An 18,418-nucleotide genomic window follows, 5' to 3' on the forward strand; every position below is an offset into this window, starting at 1 on the left:
AGACCGGAAAAAGGGTCGACCACAACGGGTCTTTTTTACCTGATCATTGTCGATATAAGGGGCGGGCCTTCTCTTTCGGTCCGCCCGTTTGCGTATTATGCCGCGGTGGCAATCAGCTTTTCTATTTCGGCGCGGCTGGTCACCTTGCTGTCAATTTTCACGTAAGCACTGCGCTCTTCCGGCACGATAAACACTGCGGCCACGCCCGGCTGGGCTTTCAAACGTTGCTCCAGAACCTCTTTGTCTTCATGACTCGCTTCCAGAGTGATGCGCAGGCTGCTGACGTAAGGCGGCTCCTGCATACTCAGGCTGACCAGCAACCAGACGACGGCTATCAACGCGCCAATCAGAAAGACGCTTTGTGCGTCAATGTGACCATACACCCAGCCGCCCATGCTGCCACCAATCGCCACACCGAGGAACTGGCTGGTGGAGTAAAGCCCCATCGCTGTCCCTCTGTAACCAGGAGGGGACTCTTTGCTTACCAGAGAAGGCAGAATCGCTTCCATCAGGTTAAAGCCGATGAAGAACAGCTGTACACCAATCACTAACGTCCAGAAATGATTACCGGCACCCCACAGCACCACCTCGGCTATCAGCATCAATACTACGCAGCCGACAAAGACGCGCTTCATACGGCGTTTGACTTCAGCATAGATAATGAACGGTAGCACACTGGCAAAGGCGATCAGCATGGTGACCAGATATACTTTCCAGTGCTCGGCAGGAGGAAGCCCTGCTTGCTCAAATTGCCCGGGTAGAGCAACGAAGCTCGACATCAGCAGAACGTGCAGGCACAGAATACCGATATTCAGCTTCACCAGGCGGCTGTTGGTCAATACATCACGGATGCTGCCCTTAACGATGCCGGACTCACGATTAAGCATGTGGTTTGACGTCGATGGCACCACCAGAAGGGTGATAACGATCCCAGCGCTAGCCAGCAATGCAATCATCCAGAACAATGCGTGCAGGCCAAAAGCGTGAGTAATCACTGGGCCGAGTACCATCGCAATGGCAAAGGTAACGCCGAAGCTGATACCGATAAACGCCATCGCTTTGGTGCGGTTCTGTTCACGCGTCAGGTCCGACAGCAGAGCCATTACCGCAGCAGCAATGGCGCCGGAGCCCTGTAAGGCACGCCCGAGGATAACCCCCCAGATTGACGTAGTCATGGCAGCGATCACGCTACCCAAAACAAAAATCAATAACCCACCCACAATCAGCGGTTTACGGCCAATGCGGTCAGATAGAAGTCCAAAGGGAATTTGAAATATGGCCTGTGCTAAACCGTAGATGCCAATGGCGAATCCAATTAATGCCTCACTGGCTCCCTGTAATGCCATGCCATAAGTGGTAAGAACGGGTAATACCATAAACATTCCCAGCATCCGCAGGGAAAAAACCGTCCCCAAACCCCAGGTCGCGCGCAGCTCGATCGGAGTCATTTTATTATCGTTCATTACTACCTCAGTCTGTCGTATGCACATAGTTTATGTGTGAGGGGAGGGCGGGTAAAACATTACTTTTTATTCAGTCGTAACAAAAAGAAAGGGCGCGAAATCGCGCCCTTAGTAGTGATGTGCTTACTGTTACCTGATGTACGTCAGCAGGTCTTTGGAGGCGGGGGTCATGAAGTCGACAGACATCATCACGCTTAACGCGGTGATGGCAACAATCGAGAACACAAACAGCTTACGCGCCCAGACACGATCGTTCTGAGTTTTGTAACCTGACAGTGCCATACCCAGCCACCAGACGCTGACCGCAGCTGCCACAACCAGGTATTTATACCCGGCATAGCCCACCAGCGTCAGCATCAGTGTGGCAACCATAAACGCGATGATATACAGCGTGATATGGTTCTTCGCCACAGAGATACCTTTCACCACCGGCAGAACCGGGATATTGGCCGCCTGGTAATCTTTAAAGCGGAAGATAGCAATCGCATAAGAATGCGGCATCTGCCACAGGCTAAAGATAGCCAGCAGAATCAATGCACCAGCATCAAACTGGTTGGTGACGGCGCAGTAGCCAATCACTGGAGGCGCAGCTCCGGAAAGACTGCCAATCAGAGTGCCGTATACGGAGTTGCGCTTCATGTACAGGCTGTAAACGCCGACATAAACCACAAAACCCATCACCGCCAGCCACATGGCCAGCGGATTTGCTCCGAAATACAGCATTGCGAAGCCAGCAATACCCAAAACGGTTGCATAAACCAGGCTTAATTTCGGAGAGATAAGGCCTTTAACCAGCACCCGATTCTTGGTTCTCTCCATTTTTTTGTCGATATCACGGTCGATAAAGTTGTTATAAACACAACCTGATGCAACCACCAGCGAGACGCCGACTAAGGTGAAGAGAAACAGGGAATAGTCAATGCTGCCTTTAGAAGCCAGCAGAAACCCCCCGATGACAGAAATTAAATTTCCGAAAATAATTCCTGGTTTTGTTACTTGCAGGTATTGCTTAATCATCACAGTAGCTCTGTTAGTGGCTCATCATGTTGTAGTTGAGGTTCCACATAATCCATAGCGAGCCGACAACAACAATCAGGATGATAAGTGCTGCAAACACGATAGCAATCAGGTTCCAGCCGCCCTCAGACTTGCTGTCCAGGTGGAGGAAATAGACCAGGTGCACCAGCACCTGGACTACCGCACACACCAGAACAACGGCGAGGATGGTCGCTTTAGAAGCGCCGCCGTCCATGACCATCCAGAATGGGATACCCGTCAGAATGATCGACAGGATAAAACCGATCATATAAGACTTCACGCTACCATGAGAAGCGCCATGTTCAGTTGCTGAATGGCTCATTACATAACCCCCATCAGGTAAACAATGGTGAATACGCAGATCCACACCACATCCAGGAAGTGCCAGAACAGGCTCAGGCACATAATACGGGTGCGGTTGCTATCAGTCAGACCACGCTTAGCAATCTGATACATCAACACCAGCATCCAGATCAGGCCTGAAGTCACGTGCAGACCGTGGGTGCCTACCAGCGTGAAGAACGCGGAGAGGAAGCCACTACGATCAGGACCGAAGCCTTCTTTAATCAGGTGATGGAATTCATAGATTTCCATACCGATGAAGCCCAGACCAAACAGGAAGGTCATCGCAAGCCAGCCGATAACTGCACCTTTCTGCTTGTTGTTCATGTTGATAACAGCCATACCATAGGTAATGGAGCTCAACAGAAGCAGGGCGGTTTCCACCAGGACGAAGGGCAGTTCAAAGATGTCTTTGCCTGCCGGACCGCCCGCAGTGTTATTAACCATCACACCATACGTCGCAAACAGCGTTGCGAAGATGATGCAGTCACTCATCAGGTAGATCCAGAAGCCGAAGACTTTGTTGGCGCCTGTATCGTGGTGATGATGCCCATGCTCCGCATGGGCGTCGTGGTGTTTAGTCACAGTTTCAGTCGACATTTTTCAGACCTGCTTTGCTAATTTCGTCAAAGTGCTGATTTTCGATTTTCTGAACTTCAGCAACAGGAACGTAGTAATCCACGTCTTCGTCAAAGCTCTTGACGATCCAGGACACGATCATGCCCAGGAATGACAGGCCTACCAGCCACCAGATGTGCCAGATTGCTGCAAAACCAAAGACCGCACAGAAGAAACCAATGACGACACCAGCACCGCTGTTTTTCGGCATATGAATTTCTTCATAGTGAGCCGGCTGCTTATAGGCTTCGCCTTTTTCCTTCATTTCCCAGAACGCATCACGCTCGTGAATTTCAGGAACAACAGCAAAGTTATAGAACGGTGGTGGTGAAGAGGTTGCCCACTCCAGAGTACGTCCGCCCCACGGGTCACCGGTCACATCACGCAGCTGCTCACGGTCACGGACCGAAACATAGAACTGAGTGATCTGGCAAATAACACCACAAGCAATCAGACCAGCACCACATGCGGCAATAACCAGCATTGAGTGGAACTGAGGATCGATGTCCTGGCTAATACGACGGGTCATGCCCATGAAGCCCAGCACGTACAGCGGCATAAAGGCAACGAAGAAGCCAATAATCCAGAACCAGAACGCGCGGATACCCCAGGTTTCATTCAGTTTGAAGCCGAATGCTTTCGGGAACCAGTAAGTCACACCAGCAAAGCAACCGAACACCACACCACCGATAATCACGTTATGGAAGTGGGCAATCAGGAACAGACTGTTGTGCAGCACGAAGTCTGCACCTGGCACGGCCAGCAGTACCCCGGTCATACCACCTACAGAGAAGGTGACCAGGAAGCCAACGGTCCACAGCATACAGGAGTGCATTTCAATGCGGCCCTGGTACATGGTGAACAGCCAGTTGAAGATTTTAACACCGGTCGGAATGGCGATGATCATCGTCATAATACCGAAGAAGGCGTTAACGTTGGCACCTGCACCCATGGTGAAGAAGTGGTGCAGCCACACGATAAAGGACAGGATGGTAATAACTACCGTAGCCCAAACCAGTGAGGTATAGCCAAACAGACGTTTTTTCGAGAAGGTAGCAACAACTTCCGAGAACACACCGAAGACCGGCAGCACAAGGATGTAAACTTCCGGATGACCCCAAACCCAAATCAGGTTGACGTACATCATCATGTTGCCGCCCATATCATTGGTAAAGAAATGGAAACCAAGATAACGGTCAAGGGTCAGCAGAGCCAGGGTCACGGTCAGAACCGGGAACGCGGCGATGATCAGCACGTTGGTGCACAGGGAAGCCCAGGTGAACACCGGCATTTTAAACATGGTCATGCCAGGTGCACGCATCTTCATGATGGTCACGAAGAAGTTGATACCTGTCAGGGTCGTACCGATACCGGAAAGCTGTAGACTCCATATCCAGTAGTCAACACCGACCCCCGGACTGTATTCCGCCCCCGAAAGTGGTGGGTATGCCAGCCAGCCGGTCTGTGCGAATTCGCCCACACCCAGTGACAGATTAACCAGAACCACACCAACCATGGTGAACCAGAAGCTCAGGTTGTTGAGGAACGGGAAGGCCACATCGCGTGCGCCGATCTGTAATGGAACAGCAATGTTCATCAGACCAACAACAAACGGCATCGCTACGAAGAAGATCATGATCACGCCGTGGGCGGTGAAAATCTGATCGTAGTGGTGTGGTGGCAAAATGCCGGCTTCACCCGCGGAGGCAAGCACCTGCTGAGTACGCATCATTACCGCATCGGCAAAGCCACGTAGCAACATGACAAATGCCAGAATGATGTACATGATACCGAGTTTTTTGTGGTCAACTGAGGTCAGCCACTCGGTCCACAGATATTTCCACTTACCGAAGTAAGTCAGTGCGGCGACCAGCGCCAGACCGCCAAGAATAATGGCGGCAACCGTAACCATGATAATCGGTTCATGATACGGCACTGCATCCAGTGTTAATTTTCCAAGCATCGTATTATTCCTCGGCTCCCGCGTGAGCGGCATTGCTCATATCCATGCCTTCATGGCCTTCGCCGTGGGACATGTCCATGCTTCCACCGTGGTTCATCTTGAACTGACCGATAATGTCTTTAAACAGTCCAGGTTTCACACTTGAGAAGAATTCAACCGGGTGATTTTCGCTAGGCGCAGCCAGCTTATTAAAATCATCCATTGTCATGAGGGTGTCTGGTGACTGTTTTGCTTTAGCAACCCACTGCTCGAAAGACGCTTCGTCAGGAGTAGCAATCGCTTTAAACTTCATACCAGAGAAACCACGACCACTGAAGTTCGAGGAAATACCGTCAAAGGTGCCGGCTTCATTAGCAATCAAGTTCAATCTTGTCTGCATGCCCGCCATAGCGTAAATCTGGCTACCGAGGGTAGGGATGAAGAAGGAGTTCATGACGGTGTTCGAGGTAATCTTGAAGCTCACAGGGCGGTTAGCCGGGAAAGCAATCTGATTAACGGTGGCAATACCCTGTTCCGGGTAAATGAACATCCATTTCCAGTCAAGAGAGACAACTTCGATCACGACAGGTTTCGCGTCAGATGCCAGTGGCTTACTTGGTTCCAGTGCGTGGGTTGATTTCCACGTCAGAATGCCAAGGAAGACAATGATCAAGATCGGCACAGTCCATACTACGGCTTCCACTTTGTTCGAGTGGGACCAGTTTGGGCTGTACTTCGCATTGGTGTTAGATGCCCGATATTTCCAGGCGAACACCACGGCCATCAAGACTGCGGGGATCACGACGATCATCATCAGGCCGAAGGCCGTCAAAATCAGCGAACGTTGCTCCATTGCAATCTGTCCTTTGGGATTTAATAACGCACTATCACAACCACTTAACAAAATCATGCTTGCGATTAATGACAAAATCCCCAAACTTTTATTGTATTTCCTGAGTCTCATTTAACGACCTCAATGACAAGGGCTCTATTGTCGTTTAAGTGTGGCGGCATTTTACGGGAAGGTTTCAGTACTGTAAACCTGCAACAGGTTGTGTCAGCGGGGTGTTGACACCTTTTGCAAAGACTGTCACATATGTTGCCGTAAGTGACAAAATATGAATGCTGGCAAAGGGTTGGCATCAATATAACAAAATCCAATAGAAAAAACCGTACAAAAATTGTATCTGCTATAACCAGGCATTTAATGCACCATTTATTTAACATCTCATTATCAATTGTGTGATATTGATTAACTAAATTTAATTACGCACCGGGTTTTAATACCTGAAAATGAGGGGGAAGATTCGTCAGGATTTTTTTTAAACGACTTAATAAAGGATAAAAATAATATTTCTCGTCAAGCCATCAACTTTTCTGATGTGTTACCTGCGTGCCGCACTCCCTGTGCGGCAAAAGTCACTCGAATTGTTAACCCATTGTTGGTTAAATAATTTTCTTAACATTTCTCGAATGCAAAGACATTATCGCTGATTTACGATGTTTGCATGGGATTTCCGCAGCGCCAGGAAGTCCAGCAGTGTTCCCGTCACAATCCCGCCCAGTACCAGCAGAATACCTGCTTCAAACAGACGGGTACTCAACTCGGGGTAGGAGAACCAGTCCAGCGCATCCATCGCCAGCACCAGCAGCCAGACAGCCAGCAGTGCACAGCCAGCAATCAGTCCGCGCACTGCCCAGCGATAGCCGGAGCGATAGGCGGTTCGCGGCAGAAAGTCAGGATGAGTTTGTGCATATTCCAGCGTCGAACGGCATCCGAGCAGTAATAGCAGTCCGGGCAGTGCTGCCACCACAGAGAAGGCATAAAACGTCGGCCAGCCCCAGGACTCAACAAACCATCCCGCCACAGGTCCCACATAGACGCGACCCACCGCTGAGAGCGCAGAGAGCAGGGCAAATTGAGTCGCCGAAAACGAACGGTTACACAACGTCATCAATAGCGCCACGAAGGCAGCAGTACCCATCCCACCGCACAGATTTTCCACGGTCACTGCGGCTGCCATGCTGTAAAGGTGCTTGTCAGTGACTGACAGGATCCAGTAACCCAGATTGGACACCGCTTGTAAAATACCGAACAGCATCAGGGCGCGAAACAGGTTAAGACGTTGCATCAGCACACCGCCTGCCAGTGCACCGATGATGGTGGCGACCAGGCCGAGTGTTTTGTTGACCAATCCAACATCACCTGCATCAAATCCGACGCCACGGATCAAAAAAATGGTGGTCAGGCTGGCAGCAAAAGCATCGCCCAGCTTATAAAGGACAATCAGTGACAGAATCAGCCAGGCATTATTGCGGTTGAAGAAATCGCGCAGTGGGGCAATAACGGCTTCTTCCAGTGTCTGTGGGCGATCAACGGTAGCATCTGGCTCTTTAGCCAGTAAGGTGGCTATCACACCCGGCAGCATCATTGCGGCCATCAGCCACCAGATCGCCTGCCAGCCGAGAAAACGATCTGCCAGCCACAGTGCCAGCCCGCCGGAGACCAGCATTGCCAGCCGATAGCCCAGTACGCTAATTGCCGCACCGCTACCGCGCTCAGTGGCGGACAGCACATCCGTCTTCCAGGCATCAAACACAATATCCTGAGAGGCCGAACAAAATGCGACCAGCACCGCCAGCGCTGCCAGCAGAGTCAAATCGCGTGAAGGTTGCATAAAGCCCATCAGTGCGATCCCGACGATCAGCAACAACTGAGTGACTAACAACCAGCCACGTCTGCGCCCAAGAAATGGCGGCGTGTAACGGTCCATCAGCGGTGACCAGAGGAACTTAAAGACGTAAGCCTGTCCGACGAGGGAAAAGAATCCGATGGTTTTAATATCGATATTCTCAACGGCCATCCACGCCTGAAGCGTACCCGATGTGAGCGCGAGCGGCAGACCAGAAGCGAAGCCGAGGAATAAAAGAAGGGCAGAGTTGCGTCGGGTAAAGATGTGCAGATAGTGGTTAGGCATACGGACCTTACATCAGGCCCGGCGTCCTGCCGGGCCAGAGGGATTAACGCGCGTTTTGCTTGATGAAGTCGTTAACGCTGGTGTCCTGCGCCATATCGGCAATCACGTCACCGAGGGTGCTGTTGACGACATTCGTGATTTTCTGATTATTCGCGGCGAACGCACCTTCAACACTGCTGGTCTGGCGGTAGTTTTTCACCTGCTTACTGCCATTTTTAGCCGTAGCGATGATAGAAATATCCGCTTTAGTGGTGATGCTGTAACGCACATTACCCTGGGTAACGTCAGCGTACAGGCCATTCACCACGATTTGCAGATCAACAGCGCCGCTTGGGCCGACCATATAACCGCGTGCGGTCATCTGCTTCTCCAGTGTTTCCTGTAACAGGAAACGCAGATCGCGAGACGGGGTCAGGGTGATCAGCTGGCCGTCGCGGTTAACTTTCGCCAGCGCCTGATCGCTACGCTGATCGGCACCCGTGATGCTGATAGTGATGCCCATCAGGCTTGGATCACGCTGTGGCAGCTGAATTTTTGGTGAAATGTCGAGCGTATTGCTGCTCCCTGCGCAGCCAGCCAGAATTAACACGGCCAGCAGAGGGAAAAATAATTTTTTTAACATGCTTATTTTCTCGATTACGTGAGTAGTATTGCTGACAAAACTGCGGTCATCATATCATTGCCTGTCGGCAGGGGAAGCCCCGATCGAGCGTAAATTCATCGCGTTGCGGAATTTTCAGACTTAATGAGACTCAGGCATTCGACCTCGTGATAGGCGATGTGTTGCATGGCGGTGATTGAAAAGTAAATGCCATCAGGAAAAAAACGCTAAAGTGCGTCGGTTTTACACAAAAACCGACTACGATTTAAAGGGATGGGGCGCAGTTCTCTGCATCAAAGGAGTCCAGGTATGATCCGTGAACAAATAGAAGAAAAGTTACGAACGGCGTTTTCTCCTGTGCATCTTGAGGTGCATGATGAAAGCTATCGCCATAATGTGCCTGCGGGCGCTGAGAGTCACTTCAAGGTGGTGATTGTCAGTGACAGCTTTAACGATCAGCGTTTTCTAACCCGCCACCGGGCTATTTACGGGGTGCTGGCGGATGAGCTGGCCGGCAGTGTGCACGCACTGGCACTTCACAGTTATACCTTGAAAGAGTGGGAGGGTTTACAAGATACCGTTCCATCCTCACCTAACTGCCGTGGTGCCGGTACGCTGGCCTGACCCGACGCAAAAAACTGAAAACGGCCTGTTGGCCGTTTTTTCATTTATAGAGCCAGAAAAATGTGGCAGTCAGCAAATTCTTGCGATTTGGCAGCAAAAATGTAAAAAGTAGCGGGGTCCGGGCGAGAGTGTAGCCTCGACTCATTAAGACGTTGCCGCTATAATGCTGCGTCTATTTTTTTCCGGAATGTCTTCGGGATGCTTCTGTGAAACAGGGAATGTGGTTCTGACATCAGAAGCCGTCCCGGTTCTTAGATACACCCTGGTCATCCAGTGGTGTTTGTCTGAAGTTGACCGAGCACGTGATTTTTTGAGGTAATAAGATGCAAGTTTCAGTAGAAACAACTCAGGGCCTGGGCCGTCGCGTAACGATTACCGTAGATAAAGATGTGATCGAAAACGCGGTGAAAAGTGAGCTGGTCAGCGTAGCTAAGAAAGTGCGCATCGACGGTTTCCGCAAAGGAAAAGTACCGATGACTGTTGTTGAACAGCGTTACGGTGCTTCTGTTCGCCAGGACGTCCTGGGCGATCTGATGCAGCGCGGCTTTGTCGATGCGATCATCAAAGAAAAAATTAATCCGGCTGGCGCACCGCAGTACGTACCAGGCGAATACAAAACCGGTGAAGACTTCACATTCTCAGCTGAATTTGAAGTGTACCCGGAAGTTGAGCTGAAGGGTCTGGAAGCAATCGAAGTTGAAAAACCGGTTGTTGAAGTGACTGATGCTGACGTTGATACCATGCTGGACACTCTGCGCAAGCAGCAGGCCACCTGGAAAGAAACCGACGCTGCAGCGACTGCTGAAGATCGTGCAACCATCGATTTCTCCGGTTCTGTAGATGGTGAAGAGTTCGAAGGCGGCAAAGCGTCTGACTTCGTATTGGCAATGGGCCAGGGTCGTATGATCCCTGGTTTCGAAGAAGGTGTTGTTGGCCACAAAGCGGGCGAGACCTTTACTATCGACGTTAACTTCCCGGACGATTACCACGCTGAGAACCTGAAAGGTAAAGCAGCGAAGTTTGAAATCGTACTGAAGAAAGTTGAAGAGCGCGAGCTGCCAGAGTTCACTGAAGAGTTCATCAAGCGTTTCGGCGTTGAAGATGGTTCTGTCGCGGGTCTGCGTGCAGAAGTGCGCAAGAACATGCAGCGTGAGCTGAAAGGTGCCGTGCGTAACCGCGTGAAATCTCAGGCAATCGACGGTCTGGTGAAAGCCAATGACATCGATGTTCCTGCTGCTTTGATTGACGGTGAGATTGACGTGCTGAAGCGTCAGGCTGCACAGCGCTTTGGTGGTAACGAAAAGCAAGCTCTGGAGCTGCCTCGTGAACTGTTCGAAGAGCAGGCTAAACGCCGCGTAGTTGTCGGTCTGCTGTTGGGCGAAGTGATTCGTACTCACGAGCTGAAAGCTGACGAAGACCGTGTTAAAGCGCTGATCGAAGAGATGGCTTCTGCATACGAAGATCCAACAGAAGTGATCGAGTTCTACAGCAAAAATAACGAGCTGATGAACAACATGCGTAACGTAGCGCTGGAAGAGCAGGCTGTTGAAGCCGTGCTGGAAAAAGCGAAAGTGACTGAAAAAGCCACTAACTTCCAGGAACTGATGAACCAGACTGCTACGGCCTGATTCTGAACTCTGTTAGTTGACGTTAAGCCCGCTGCCTTCTGGCAGCGGGCTTTTGTCGTTTATGGGGTAAAATCCCACTGCTTTTATAGGCTATTTGCGCATTTAATCTGCAAATTATCGACTAAGCTACTTTTCCTGGTTAGCAGTTGATAAAAACGTTGTTATGCTTGAAACAGCAGGGGATCATCCCCAAATTGGTACAACGAAGTCATCAGGCCCGATAACTGTCCGGACGGCATCGGGTGTAAGGCCTGGAATCATAGTGTTCCTGATCGCTCTCAAGTAGAATCGCTACAGAGTGTTGCCAAATGAAATTTATCCAGGAGACGATAATGTCATACAGCGGCGAACGTGAACTAACTGCACCTCATATGGCTCTGGTGCCAATGGTGGTCGAACAAACCTCTCGTGGAGAGCGTTCTTACGACATCTACTCGCGCCTGCTGAAAGAGCGCATTATTTTTCTGACCGGCCAGGTCGAAGACCACATGGCCAACCTGATCGTTGCGCAGATGCTGTTTCTGGAAGCGGAGAATCCAGAAAAGGATATCCACCTGTACATTAACTCTCCTGGTGGCGTCATCACCGCAGGGATGTCAATTTATGACACCATGCAGTTTATCAAACCTGACGTTAGCACCATCTGTATGGGCCAGGCCTGTTCGATGGGCGCTTTCCTGCTGACCGCGGGAGCGAAAGGCAAGCGTTACTGCCTGCCGAATTCACGCGTGATGATTCACCAACCGCTGGGCGGTTTCCAGGGGCAGGCGTCAGATATTGACATCCATGCCCGTGAAATCATCAAGACTAAGCAGATGATGAACGAACTGATGGCAAAACATACCGGGCAGACGATCGAAACCATTGAGCGCGATACCAACCGCGACCGTTTCTTGTCGGCCAGCGAATCCGTAGAGTACGGCTTAGTGGATTCTGTGCTGTCCCAGCGTAACTGATTAAACATGTTGTGACATGGTGCCGTTGCCTCCGCGGATAGCTCTGGTGGCGGCCGCGTAACTAACCCCTGGTGGGAAGGTGAGTGTGACAATGAGGGGGAAGTAAATGACTGATAAACGCAAAGACGGTTCAGGTAAACTGCTGTACTGCTCTTTTTGCGGCAAAAGCCAGCATGAAGTGCGCAAGCTGATCGCCGGCCCGTCTGTGTATGTCTGCGATGAATGTGTTGATTTGTGCAATGACATCATTCGCGAAGAGATCAAAGAAGTTGCGCCACACCGTGAGCGTAGCTCACTGCCCACGCCGCACGAAATCCGCCACCACCTCGATGACTACGTTATCGGCCAGGAGCGGGCGAAGAAGGTGCTGGCAGTGGCGGTGTATAACCACTACAAGCGCCTGCGCAACGGCGACACCAGCAACGGTATTGAGCTGGGGAAAAGTAACATTCTGCTGATTGGCCCGACCGGTAGCGGTAAAACCCTGCTGGCCGAAACGCTGGCCCGCCTGCTGGACGTCCCGTTCACCATGGCCGATGCCACCACGCTGACCGAAGCCGGTTACGTGGGCGAGGATGTGGAAAACATCATTCAGAAGCTGCTGCAGAAGTGTGACTACGACGTGCAGAAAGCGCAGCGCGGGATTGTCTACATCGATGAGATCGACAAGATTTCACGCAAGTCAGACAACCCGTCTATCACCCGAGATGTCTCCGGTGAAGGCGTGCAGCAGGCGCTGCTGAAGCTGATCGAAGGCACGGTGGCGGCAGTTCCTCCGCAGGGCGGGCGCAAGCATCCGCAGCAGGAGTTTTTGCAGGTGGATACCTCGAAAATTCTGTTTATCTGCGGCGGTGCGTTTGCCGGCCTGGATAAAGTGGTGTCGCAGCGCGTGGATACCGGCACCGGTATCGGTTTTGGCGCATCGGTGAAGGGCAAGTCTGAGAAAGCGACAGAAGGCGAGCTGCTGGCACAGGTGGAGCCGGAAGATCTGATCAAGTTTGGTCTGATCCCGGAGTTCATCGGCCGCCTGCCGGTGGTGGCGACGCTGACGGAGCTGAGTGAAGATGCGTTAATTCAGATCCTGCGTGAGCCGAAAAATGCGCTGACCAAGCAGTATCAGGCGCTGTTCAATCTGGAAGGCGTGGAGCTGGAGTTCCGTGAAGATGCGCTGACGGCGATTGCCAAAAAGGCAATGTCACGCAAAACAGGTGCTCGTGGGCTGCGTTCTATCGTGGAAGGCGCACTGCTGAACACCATGTACGACCTGCCGTCGATGGATGACGTGGAGAAAGTCGTGGTGGATGCACCGGTCATCGACGGTGACAGCGAACCTAAGCTTATCTACGGCAAGCCAGAAACTCAGCAGGCATCTGGCGAGTAACCTGATGTTATGCAGACAAAAAAGGGCCCGCTGATGCGGGCCTTTTTTTGTTACTGTCGGGCGATTAACCTTTCAGTTCGTCCCACTGGCTGATGACGTGGGTAGTGATACCGTAATCAACGGCTTGCTCAGGACTCATCCAGTAATTACTGTCAGTGTCTTTCTCTACTTTTTCCAGAGGCTGGCCCGTTGCTTTGCTGATCAGCTGGTTAATACGTGCACGTGCACGCAATAGCTCTTTCGCTTCGATCTCAATGTCAGAGACTTTACCGCGCACGCCGCCCAGGGGTTGGTGAATCATAAAGCGAGTATTCGGCAGTGAGTAACGGTCATCTTTGTCAGCTGCAAGGAAAATGGTGATACCGGCGCTGGCCACCCAGCCAGTACCAATGACCAGTACTTTAGGTTTCACAAATTTAATCATGTCGTGGATGGTGTCACCAGCTTCAACATGGCCACCCTGGCTGTTAATGAACAGCTTGATTGGCTCATCGCCCATTTCTTGCAGGATCAGCAACTGTGCGGTCACTTTCTCAGCAAGCGCCTGATTAATCTCACCTGAAATGATAATAGAGCGTGACTGCAGCAGTTTATTGACTGCCAGCGATGAGTTCTTCTCTTCCTGCCCGTTTTCTTCTTTAGTTGGCTCTTGAGGCATGCTTTACACTCCATCGGATAATCATAAGTGACCAGAGTTTAGCATAATCCAATTACCAGCTAAATCAACAGGAATAGTAGGCAGTCTTTGTTATTTAAAACAGTACGTTAAATGACATTTTTACCTGTAAATAAAGTGACTGGCTGTTTTTTGTCCGGAGTGTGTGTGTCCATGATTAAGTCTTGTGAACATGACACGCATCGGACTTTTACTCCCAATTACAGCGGGAAATGGGCTATATTAAGGACTGGTACGCGTAAATTAAGTAAGGCATGAGGTTAACTGATGACAGATAAGCGCAAAGACGGTTCAGGTAAACTGCTGTACTGCTCTTTTTGCGGCAAAAGCCAGCATGAAGTGCGTAAGCTGATTGCCGGCCCGTCAGTCTACATCTGCGATGAATGTGTCGACTTATGTAACGACATCATTCGCGAAGAGATCAAAGAAGTTGTGCCACATCGTGAGCGCAACTCACTGCCCACGCCGCACGAAATCCGCCACCACCTCGATGACTACGTTATCGGCCAGGAGCGGGCGAAGAAGGTGCTGGCAGTGGCGGTGTATAACCACTACAAGCGCCTGCGCAACGGCGACACCAGCAACGGTATTGAGCTGGGGAAAAGTAACATTCTGCTGATTGGCCCGACCGGTAGCGGTAAAACCCTGCTGGCCGAAACGCTGGCCCGCCTGCTGGACGTCCCGTTCACCATGGCCGATGCCACCACGCTGACCGAAGCCGGTTACGTGGGCGAGGATGTGGAAAACATCATTCAGAAGCTGCTGCAGAAGTGTGACTACGACGTGCAGAAAGCGCAGCGCGGGATTGTCTACATCGATGAGATCGACAAGATTTCACGCAAGTCAGACAACCCGTCTATCACCCGAGATGTCTCCGGTGAAGGCGTGCAGCAGGCGCTGCTGAAGCTGATCGAAGGCACGGTGGCGGCCGTTCCTCCGCAGGGCGGGCGCAAGCATCCGCAGCAGGAGTTTTTGCAGGTGGATACCTCGAAAATTCTGTTTATCTGCGGCGGTGCGTTTGCCGGCCTGGATAAAGTGGTGTCACAGCGCGTGGATACCGGCACCGGTATCGGTTTTGGCGCATCGGTGAAGGGCAAGTCTGAGAAAGCGACAGAAGGCGAGCTGCTGGCACAGGTGGAGCCGGAAGATCTGATCAAGTTTGGTCTGATCCCGGAGTTCATCGGCCGTCTGCCGGTGGTGGCGACGCTGACGGAGCTGAGTGAAGATGCGTTAATTCAGATCCTGCGTGAGCCGAAAAATGCGCTGACCAAGCAGTATCAGGCGCTGTTCAATCTGGAAGGCGTGGAGCTGGAGTTCCGTGAGGAAGCATTGACGGCGATTGCCAAAAAGGCAATGTCACGCAAAACGGGTGCCCGCGGGCTGCGTTCTATCGTGGAAGGCGCACTGCTGAACACCATGTACGACCTGCCGTCGATGGATGACGTCGAGAAAGTGGTGATCGATGAATCGGTCATTGGTGGTGAGAGCGAGCCGATGCTGATTTATGGCAAGCCCGAAGCACAGCAGGCGTCTGGCGAATAAATAACCAAATCATTCCAGTCAGTTATCGAAAAGGGGGAAAATGTTCCCCCTTTTACTTTTCTCGTTACCCCAACATTGAATCTATTCCGTTCATCCCCATATACTCAGATACCTGTGGGTCAAACTGCACTTTTTCTGGATGATGCGGTTCCCCTTACCCTGGCGGAAATTAAACTAAGAGAGAGCTCTATGAATCCTGAGCGTTCTGAACGCATTGAAATCCCTGTGTTACCGTTGCGTGACGTAGTGGTTTATCCGCACATGGTCATTCCGTTGTTTGTTGGTCGTGAAAAATCAATTCGCTGCCTTGAAGCCGCCATGGATCATGACAAAAAGATCATGCTGGTCGCTCAGAAAGAAGCTTCAACGGATGAACCTGGCATCAACGATCTCTTCTCAGTCGGGACTGTTGCCTCTATTTTGCAAATGCTGAAACTCCCCGACGGCACCGTTAAAGTGCTGGTTGAAGGTTTACAGCGTGCACACATCACCACCTTATCCGATAACGGCGACCACTTTACTGCCCAGGCAGAGTACCTGGAGTCGCCTGAAATTGAAGAGCGTGAGCAGGAAGTGCTGGTGCGTACGGCGATCAATCAGTTTGAAGGCTATATCAAGCTGAACAAAAAGATCCCCCCAGAAGTCCTGACCTCACTGAACAACATCGATGATGCTGCCCGTCTGGCAGATACCGTTGCTGCCCATATGCCGCTGAAACTGGCTGATAAACAGTCTGTTCTGGAAATGTCAGATATCAACGAGCGTCTGGAATACCTGATGGCGATGATGGAGTCGGAGATTGACCTGTTACAGGTTGAGAAACGCATCCGTAATCGTGTCAAAAAGCAGATGGAAAAAAGCCAGCGTGAGTACTATCTGAATGAGCAGATGAAGGCCATTCAGAAAGAACTGGGCGAAATGGACGATGCGCCGGATGAAAACGAAGCGCTGAAACGCAAAATCGATGCGGCAAAAATGCCGAAAGAAGCGCGTGATAAAACGGAAGCTGAGCTGCAGAAGCTGAAAATGATGTCGCCGATGTCTGCCGAAGCCACAGTTGTACGTGGTTATATTGACTGGATGGTTCAGGTGCCATGGAATGCACGTAGCAAGGTGAAGAAAGATCTGCTGAAGGCGCAAGAAACGCTGGATATGGACCACTTCGGCCTTGAGCGCGTCAAAGACCGCATCCTGGAATATTTGGCAGTACAGAGCCGCGTCAGCAAAATCAAAGGCCCAATCCTGTGCCTGGTAGGGCCTCCTGGCGTGGGTAAAACCTCGCTGGGGCAGTCCATCGCCAAAGCCACTGGCCGTAAATATGTGCGTATGGCATTGGGTGGGGTACGTGATGAAGCAGAAATCCGTGGTCACCGTCGTACCTATATCGGTTCCATGCCGGGCAAACTGATCCAGAAGATGGCAAAAGTTGGCGTTAAAAACCCACTTTTCCTGCTGGATGAAATTGACAAAATGTCTTCGGATATGCGCGGTGATCCGGCATCTGCTCTGTTGGAAGTACTTGATCCAGAACAGAACATTGCCTTTAACGATCACTATCTGGAAGTAGATTACGATCTCTCCGATGTGATGTTTGTCGCAACGTCTAACTCGATGAACATTCCAGCCCCCTTGCTGGACCGTATGGAAGTGATTCGCCTGTCGGGTTACACCGAAGATGAAAAACTCAATATCGCCAAACAGCACCTGCTGTCGAAGCAGATTGAGCGTAATGCACTGAAGAAAAATGAACTGACCGTGGACGATAGCGCCATTGTTGGCATTATTCGCTATTACACTCGTGAAGCGGGCGTGCGTAGCCTTGAACGCGAATTGTCCAAGCTGTGCCGCAAAGCCGTCAAAACGCTGCTGATGGACAAATCCATTAAACACATCGAAATTAACGGCGATAACCTCAAAGATTATCTCGGCGTGCAGCGCTTCGATTATGGCCGTGCCGATAGCGAAAACCGCGTAGGCCAGGTGACTGGTCTGGCATGGACGGAAGTTGGGGGCGATCTGCTGACCATTGAAACCGCCTGTGTGCCGGGTAAAGGCAAGCTGACCTATACGGGGTCACTGGGCGAAGTGATGCAGGAATCCATCCAGGCGGCGCTGACGGTGGTGCGTGCTCGTGCAGAGAAACTGGGCATCAACGCTGACTTCTATGAGAAGCGTGATATCCACGTTCACGTGCCTGAAGGGGCAACGCCGAAAGATGGTCCAAGTGCCGGTATTGCAATGTGCACCGCGCTGGTTTCGTGTCTGACCGGTAACCCGGTGCGTGCAGACGTGGCGATGACGGGCGAAATTACGCTGCGTGGTCAGGTTCTGCCGATTGGTGGTTTGAAAGAAAAACTGCTTGCCGCACACCGTGGTGGCATCAAGACGGTCTTAATCCCGGACGAGAACAAGCGCGATCTGGAAGAAATTCCGGATAACGTGATTGCCGACCTGGAGATTCATCCGGTGAAACGCATTGAAGAAGTATTAGCCCTGGCCCTGCAAAATGCCCCGTATGGCATGCAGGTTGTTACGGCAAAATAGTGATTTAAGGCAAACTCACTGTAAAACTAAGGCTGGTAAGTGAATTGGTGCTTGCCAGCTTTTTTTTGTGCCGCTAAGTTAGGAT

15 protein-coding genes are annotated in these 18,418 nt (G+C 51.3%); 6 read left to right on the forward strand and 9 right to left on the reverse strand.

The window, feature by feature from the left end:
- Positions 1–95: 95 nt before the first annotated feature.
- The 8 genes from WH277_RS11135 to WH277_RS11170 form a co-directional block, all read right to left on the reverse strand.
- Positions 96–1,463: an MFS transporter gene (locus tag WH277_RS11135; RefSeq protein WP_133846309.1), complete on the reverse strand. Its 1,368-nt coding sequence runs from the start codon at positions 1,461–1,463 to the stop codon at positions 96–98.
- Positions 1,464–1,592: 129 nt separating this feature from the next.
- Positions 1,593–2,480, reverse strand: coding sequence for a heme o synthase (gene cyoE, locus WH277_RS11140; RefSeq protein WP_133846310.1), 888 nt, complete (start codon positions 2,478–2,480; stop codon positions 1,593–1,595).
- A gap of 13 nt (positions 2,481–2,493) precedes the next feature.
- Positions 2,494–2,823, reverse strand: coding sequence for a cytochrome o ubiquinol oxidase subunit IV (locus tag WH277_RS11145; protein ID WP_133846311.1), 330 nt, complete (start codon positions 2,821–2,823; stop codon positions 2,494–2,496).
- Positions 2,823–3,443: a cytochrome o ubiquinol oxidase subunit III gene (locus tag WH277_RS11150; RefSeq protein ID WP_133846312.1), complete on the reverse strand. Its 621-nt coding sequence runs from the start codon at positions 3,441–3,443 to the stop codon at positions 2,823–2,825. The genes WH277_RS11145 and WH277_RS11150 overlap by 1 nt, the downstream gene beginning before the upstream one ends.
- Positions 3,433–5,424 carry a cytochrome o ubiquinol oxidase subunit I gene (gene cyoB / locus WH277_RS11155; RefSeq protein ID WP_133846313.1) on the reverse strand — a complete coding sequence of 664 codons (1,992 nt, stop codon included), beginning with the start codon at positions 5,422–5,424 and terminating at the stop codon, positions 3,433–3,435. Before cyoB ends, WH277_RS11150 begins: the two co-directional genes overlap by 11 nt.
- A gap of 4 nt (positions 5,425–5,428) precedes the next feature.
- The gene (gene cyoA, locus WH277_RS11160) at positions 5,429–6,367 is read right to left on the reverse strand and encodes a cytochrome o ubiquinol oxidase subunit II (RefSeq protein WP_133846314.1); all 939 of its coding nucleotides are present in this window, start codon (positions 6,365–6,367) and stop codon (positions 5,429–5,431) included.
- Positions 6,368–6,887: 520 nt separating this feature from the next.
- The gene (gene ampG, locus WH277_RS11165; RefSeq protein WP_133846315.1) at positions 6,888–8,381 is read right to left on the reverse strand and encodes a muropeptide MFS transporter AmpG; all 1,494 of its coding nucleotides are present in this window, start codon (positions 8,379–8,381) and stop codon (positions 6,888–6,890) included.
- A gap of 43 nt (positions 8,382–8,424) precedes the next feature.
- On the reverse strand, positions 8,425–9,003 hold the full coding sequence (locus WH277_RS11170; RefSeq protein ID WP_133846316.1) for a lipoprotein: 579 nt from the start codon (positions 9,001–9,003) through the stop codon (positions 8,425–8,427).
- A gap of 288 nt (positions 9,004–9,291) precedes the next feature.
- Between WH277_RS11170 and bolA the strand changes: the two genes are divergently transcribed.
- The 4 genes from bolA to clpX (WH277_RS11190) all read left to right on the forward strand — a co-directional run bounded on the left by bolA (position 9,292) and on the right by clpX (WH277_RS11190) (position 13,571).
- Positions 9,292–9,606, forward strand: a complete 315-nt coding sequence (bolA, locus tag WH277_RS11175) for a transcriptional regulator BolA (RefSeq protein WP_133846317.1) — start codon at positions 9,292–9,294, stop codon at positions 9,604–9,606.
- A 323-nt stretch (positions 9,607–9,929) separates the two neighbouring features.
- On the forward strand, positions 9,930–11,234 hold the full coding sequence (tig, locus tag WH277_RS11180) for a trigger factor (protein ID WP_133846318.1): 1,305 nt from the start codon (positions 9,930–9,932) through the stop codon (positions 11,232–11,234).
- A gap of 332 nt (positions 11,235–11,566) precedes the next feature.
- Positions 11,567–12,190: an ATP-dependent Clp endopeptidase proteolytic subunit ClpP gene (clpP, locus tag WH277_RS11185; RefSeq protein ID WP_133846319.1), complete on the forward strand. Its 624-nt coding sequence runs from the start codon at positions 11,567–11,569 to the stop codon at positions 12,188–12,190.
- A gap of 106 nt (positions 12,191–12,296) precedes the next feature.
- Complete coding sequence (gene clpX / locus WH277_RS11190) at positions 12,297–13,571, forward strand: ATP-dependent protease ATP-binding subunit ClpX (protein WP_159337676.1); 1,275 nt, start codon at positions 12,297–12,299, stop codon at positions 13,569–13,571.
- 64 nt (positions 13,572–13,635) lie between these two features.
- On the opposite strand, the gene WH277_RS11195 is transcribed toward clpX (WH277_RS11190), so the two are convergent.
- On the reverse strand, positions 13,636–14,229 hold the full coding sequence (locus WH277_RS11195) for an ATP-dependent Clp protease proteolytic subunit (protein ID WP_133847037.1): 594 nt from the start codon (positions 14,227–14,229) through the stop codon (positions 13,636–13,638).
- Positions 14,230–14,514: 285 nt separating this feature from the next.
- Between WH277_RS11195 and clpX (WH277_RS11200) the strand changes: the two genes are divergently transcribed.
- Both clpX (WH277_RS11200) and lon read left to right on the forward strand, forming a co-directional pair.
- Positions 14,515–15,789 carry an ATP-dependent protease ATP-binding subunit ClpX gene (gene clpX, locus WH277_RS11200; protein WP_167864066.1) on the forward strand — a complete coding sequence of 425 codons (1,275 nt, stop codon included), beginning with the start codon at positions 14,515–14,517 and terminating at the stop codon, positions 15,787–15,789.
- 189 nt (positions 15,790–15,978) lie between these two features.
- Positions 15,979–18,333: an endopeptidase La gene (lon, locus tag WH277_RS11205; RefSeq protein ID WP_133845773.1), complete on the forward strand. Its 2,355-nt coding sequence runs from the start codon at positions 15,979–15,981 to the stop codon at positions 18,331–18,333.
- Positions 18,334–18,418 lie beyond the last annotated feature (85 nt).

The sequence above is a fragment of the Erwinia sp. MYb416 genome (assembly GCF_037479575.1).
Lineage (GTDB): Bacteria > Pseudomonadota > Gammaproteobacteria > Enterobacterales > Enterobacteriaceae > Erwinia > Erwinia rhapontici.

Coding starts and splice junctions, on each gene's coding strand:
- bolA (WP_133846317.1), top strand. CDS start 9,292: ATGATCCGTGAACAAATAGAAGAAAAGTTACGAACGGCGTTTTCTCCT.
- WH277_RS11170 (WP_133846316.1), bottom strand. CDS start 9,003: ATGTTAAAAAAATTATTTTTCCCTCTGCTGGCCGTGTTAATTCTGGCT.
- cyoB (WP_133846313.1), bottom strand. CDS start 5,424: ATGCTTGGAAAATTAACACTGGATGCAGTGCCGTATCATGAACCGATT.
- WH277_RS11145 (WP_133846311.1), bottom strand. CDS start 2,823: ATGAGCCATTCAGCAACTGAACATGGCGCTTCTCATGGTAGCGTGAAG.
- tig (WP_133846318.1), top strand. CDS start 9,930: ATGCAAGTTTCAGTAGAAACAACTCAGGGCCTGGGCCGTCGCGTAACG.
- WH277_RS11150 (WP_133846312.1), bottom strand. CDS start 3,443: ATGTCGACTGAAACTGTGACTAAACACCACGACGCCCATGCGGAGCAT.
- clpX (WP_167864066.1), top strand. CDS start 14,515: ATGACAGATAAGCGCAAAGACGGTTCAGGTAAACTGCTGTACTGCTCT.
- WH277_RS11195 (WP_133847037.1), bottom strand. CDS start 14,229: ATGCCTCAAGAGCCAACTAAAGAAGAAAACGGGCAGGAAGAGAAGAAC.
- clpX (WP_159337676.1), top strand. CDS start 12,297: ATGACTGATAAACGCAAAGACGGTTCAGGTAAACTGCTGTACTGCTCT.
- ampG (WP_133846315.1), bottom strand. CDS start 8,381: ATGCCTAACCACTATCTGCACATCTTTACCCGACGCAACTCTGCCCTT.
- cyoA (WP_133846314.1), bottom strand. CDS start 6,367: ATGAGACTCAGGAAATACAATAAAAGTTTGGGGATTTTGTCATTAATC.
- WH277_RS11135 (WP_133846309.1), bottom strand. CDS start 1,463: ATGAACGATAATAAAATGACTCCGATCGAGCTGCGCGCGACCTGGGGT.
- clpP (WP_133846319.1), top strand. CDS start 11,567: ATGTCATACAGCGGCGAACGTGAACTAACTGCACCTCATATGGCTCTG.
- lon (WP_133845773.1), top strand. CDS start 15,979: ATGAATCCTGAGCGTTCTGAACGCATTGAAATCCCTGTGTTACCGTTG.
- cyoE (WP_133846310.1), bottom strand. CDS start 2,480: ATGATTAAGCAATACCTGCAAGTAACAAAACCAGGAATTATTTTCGGA.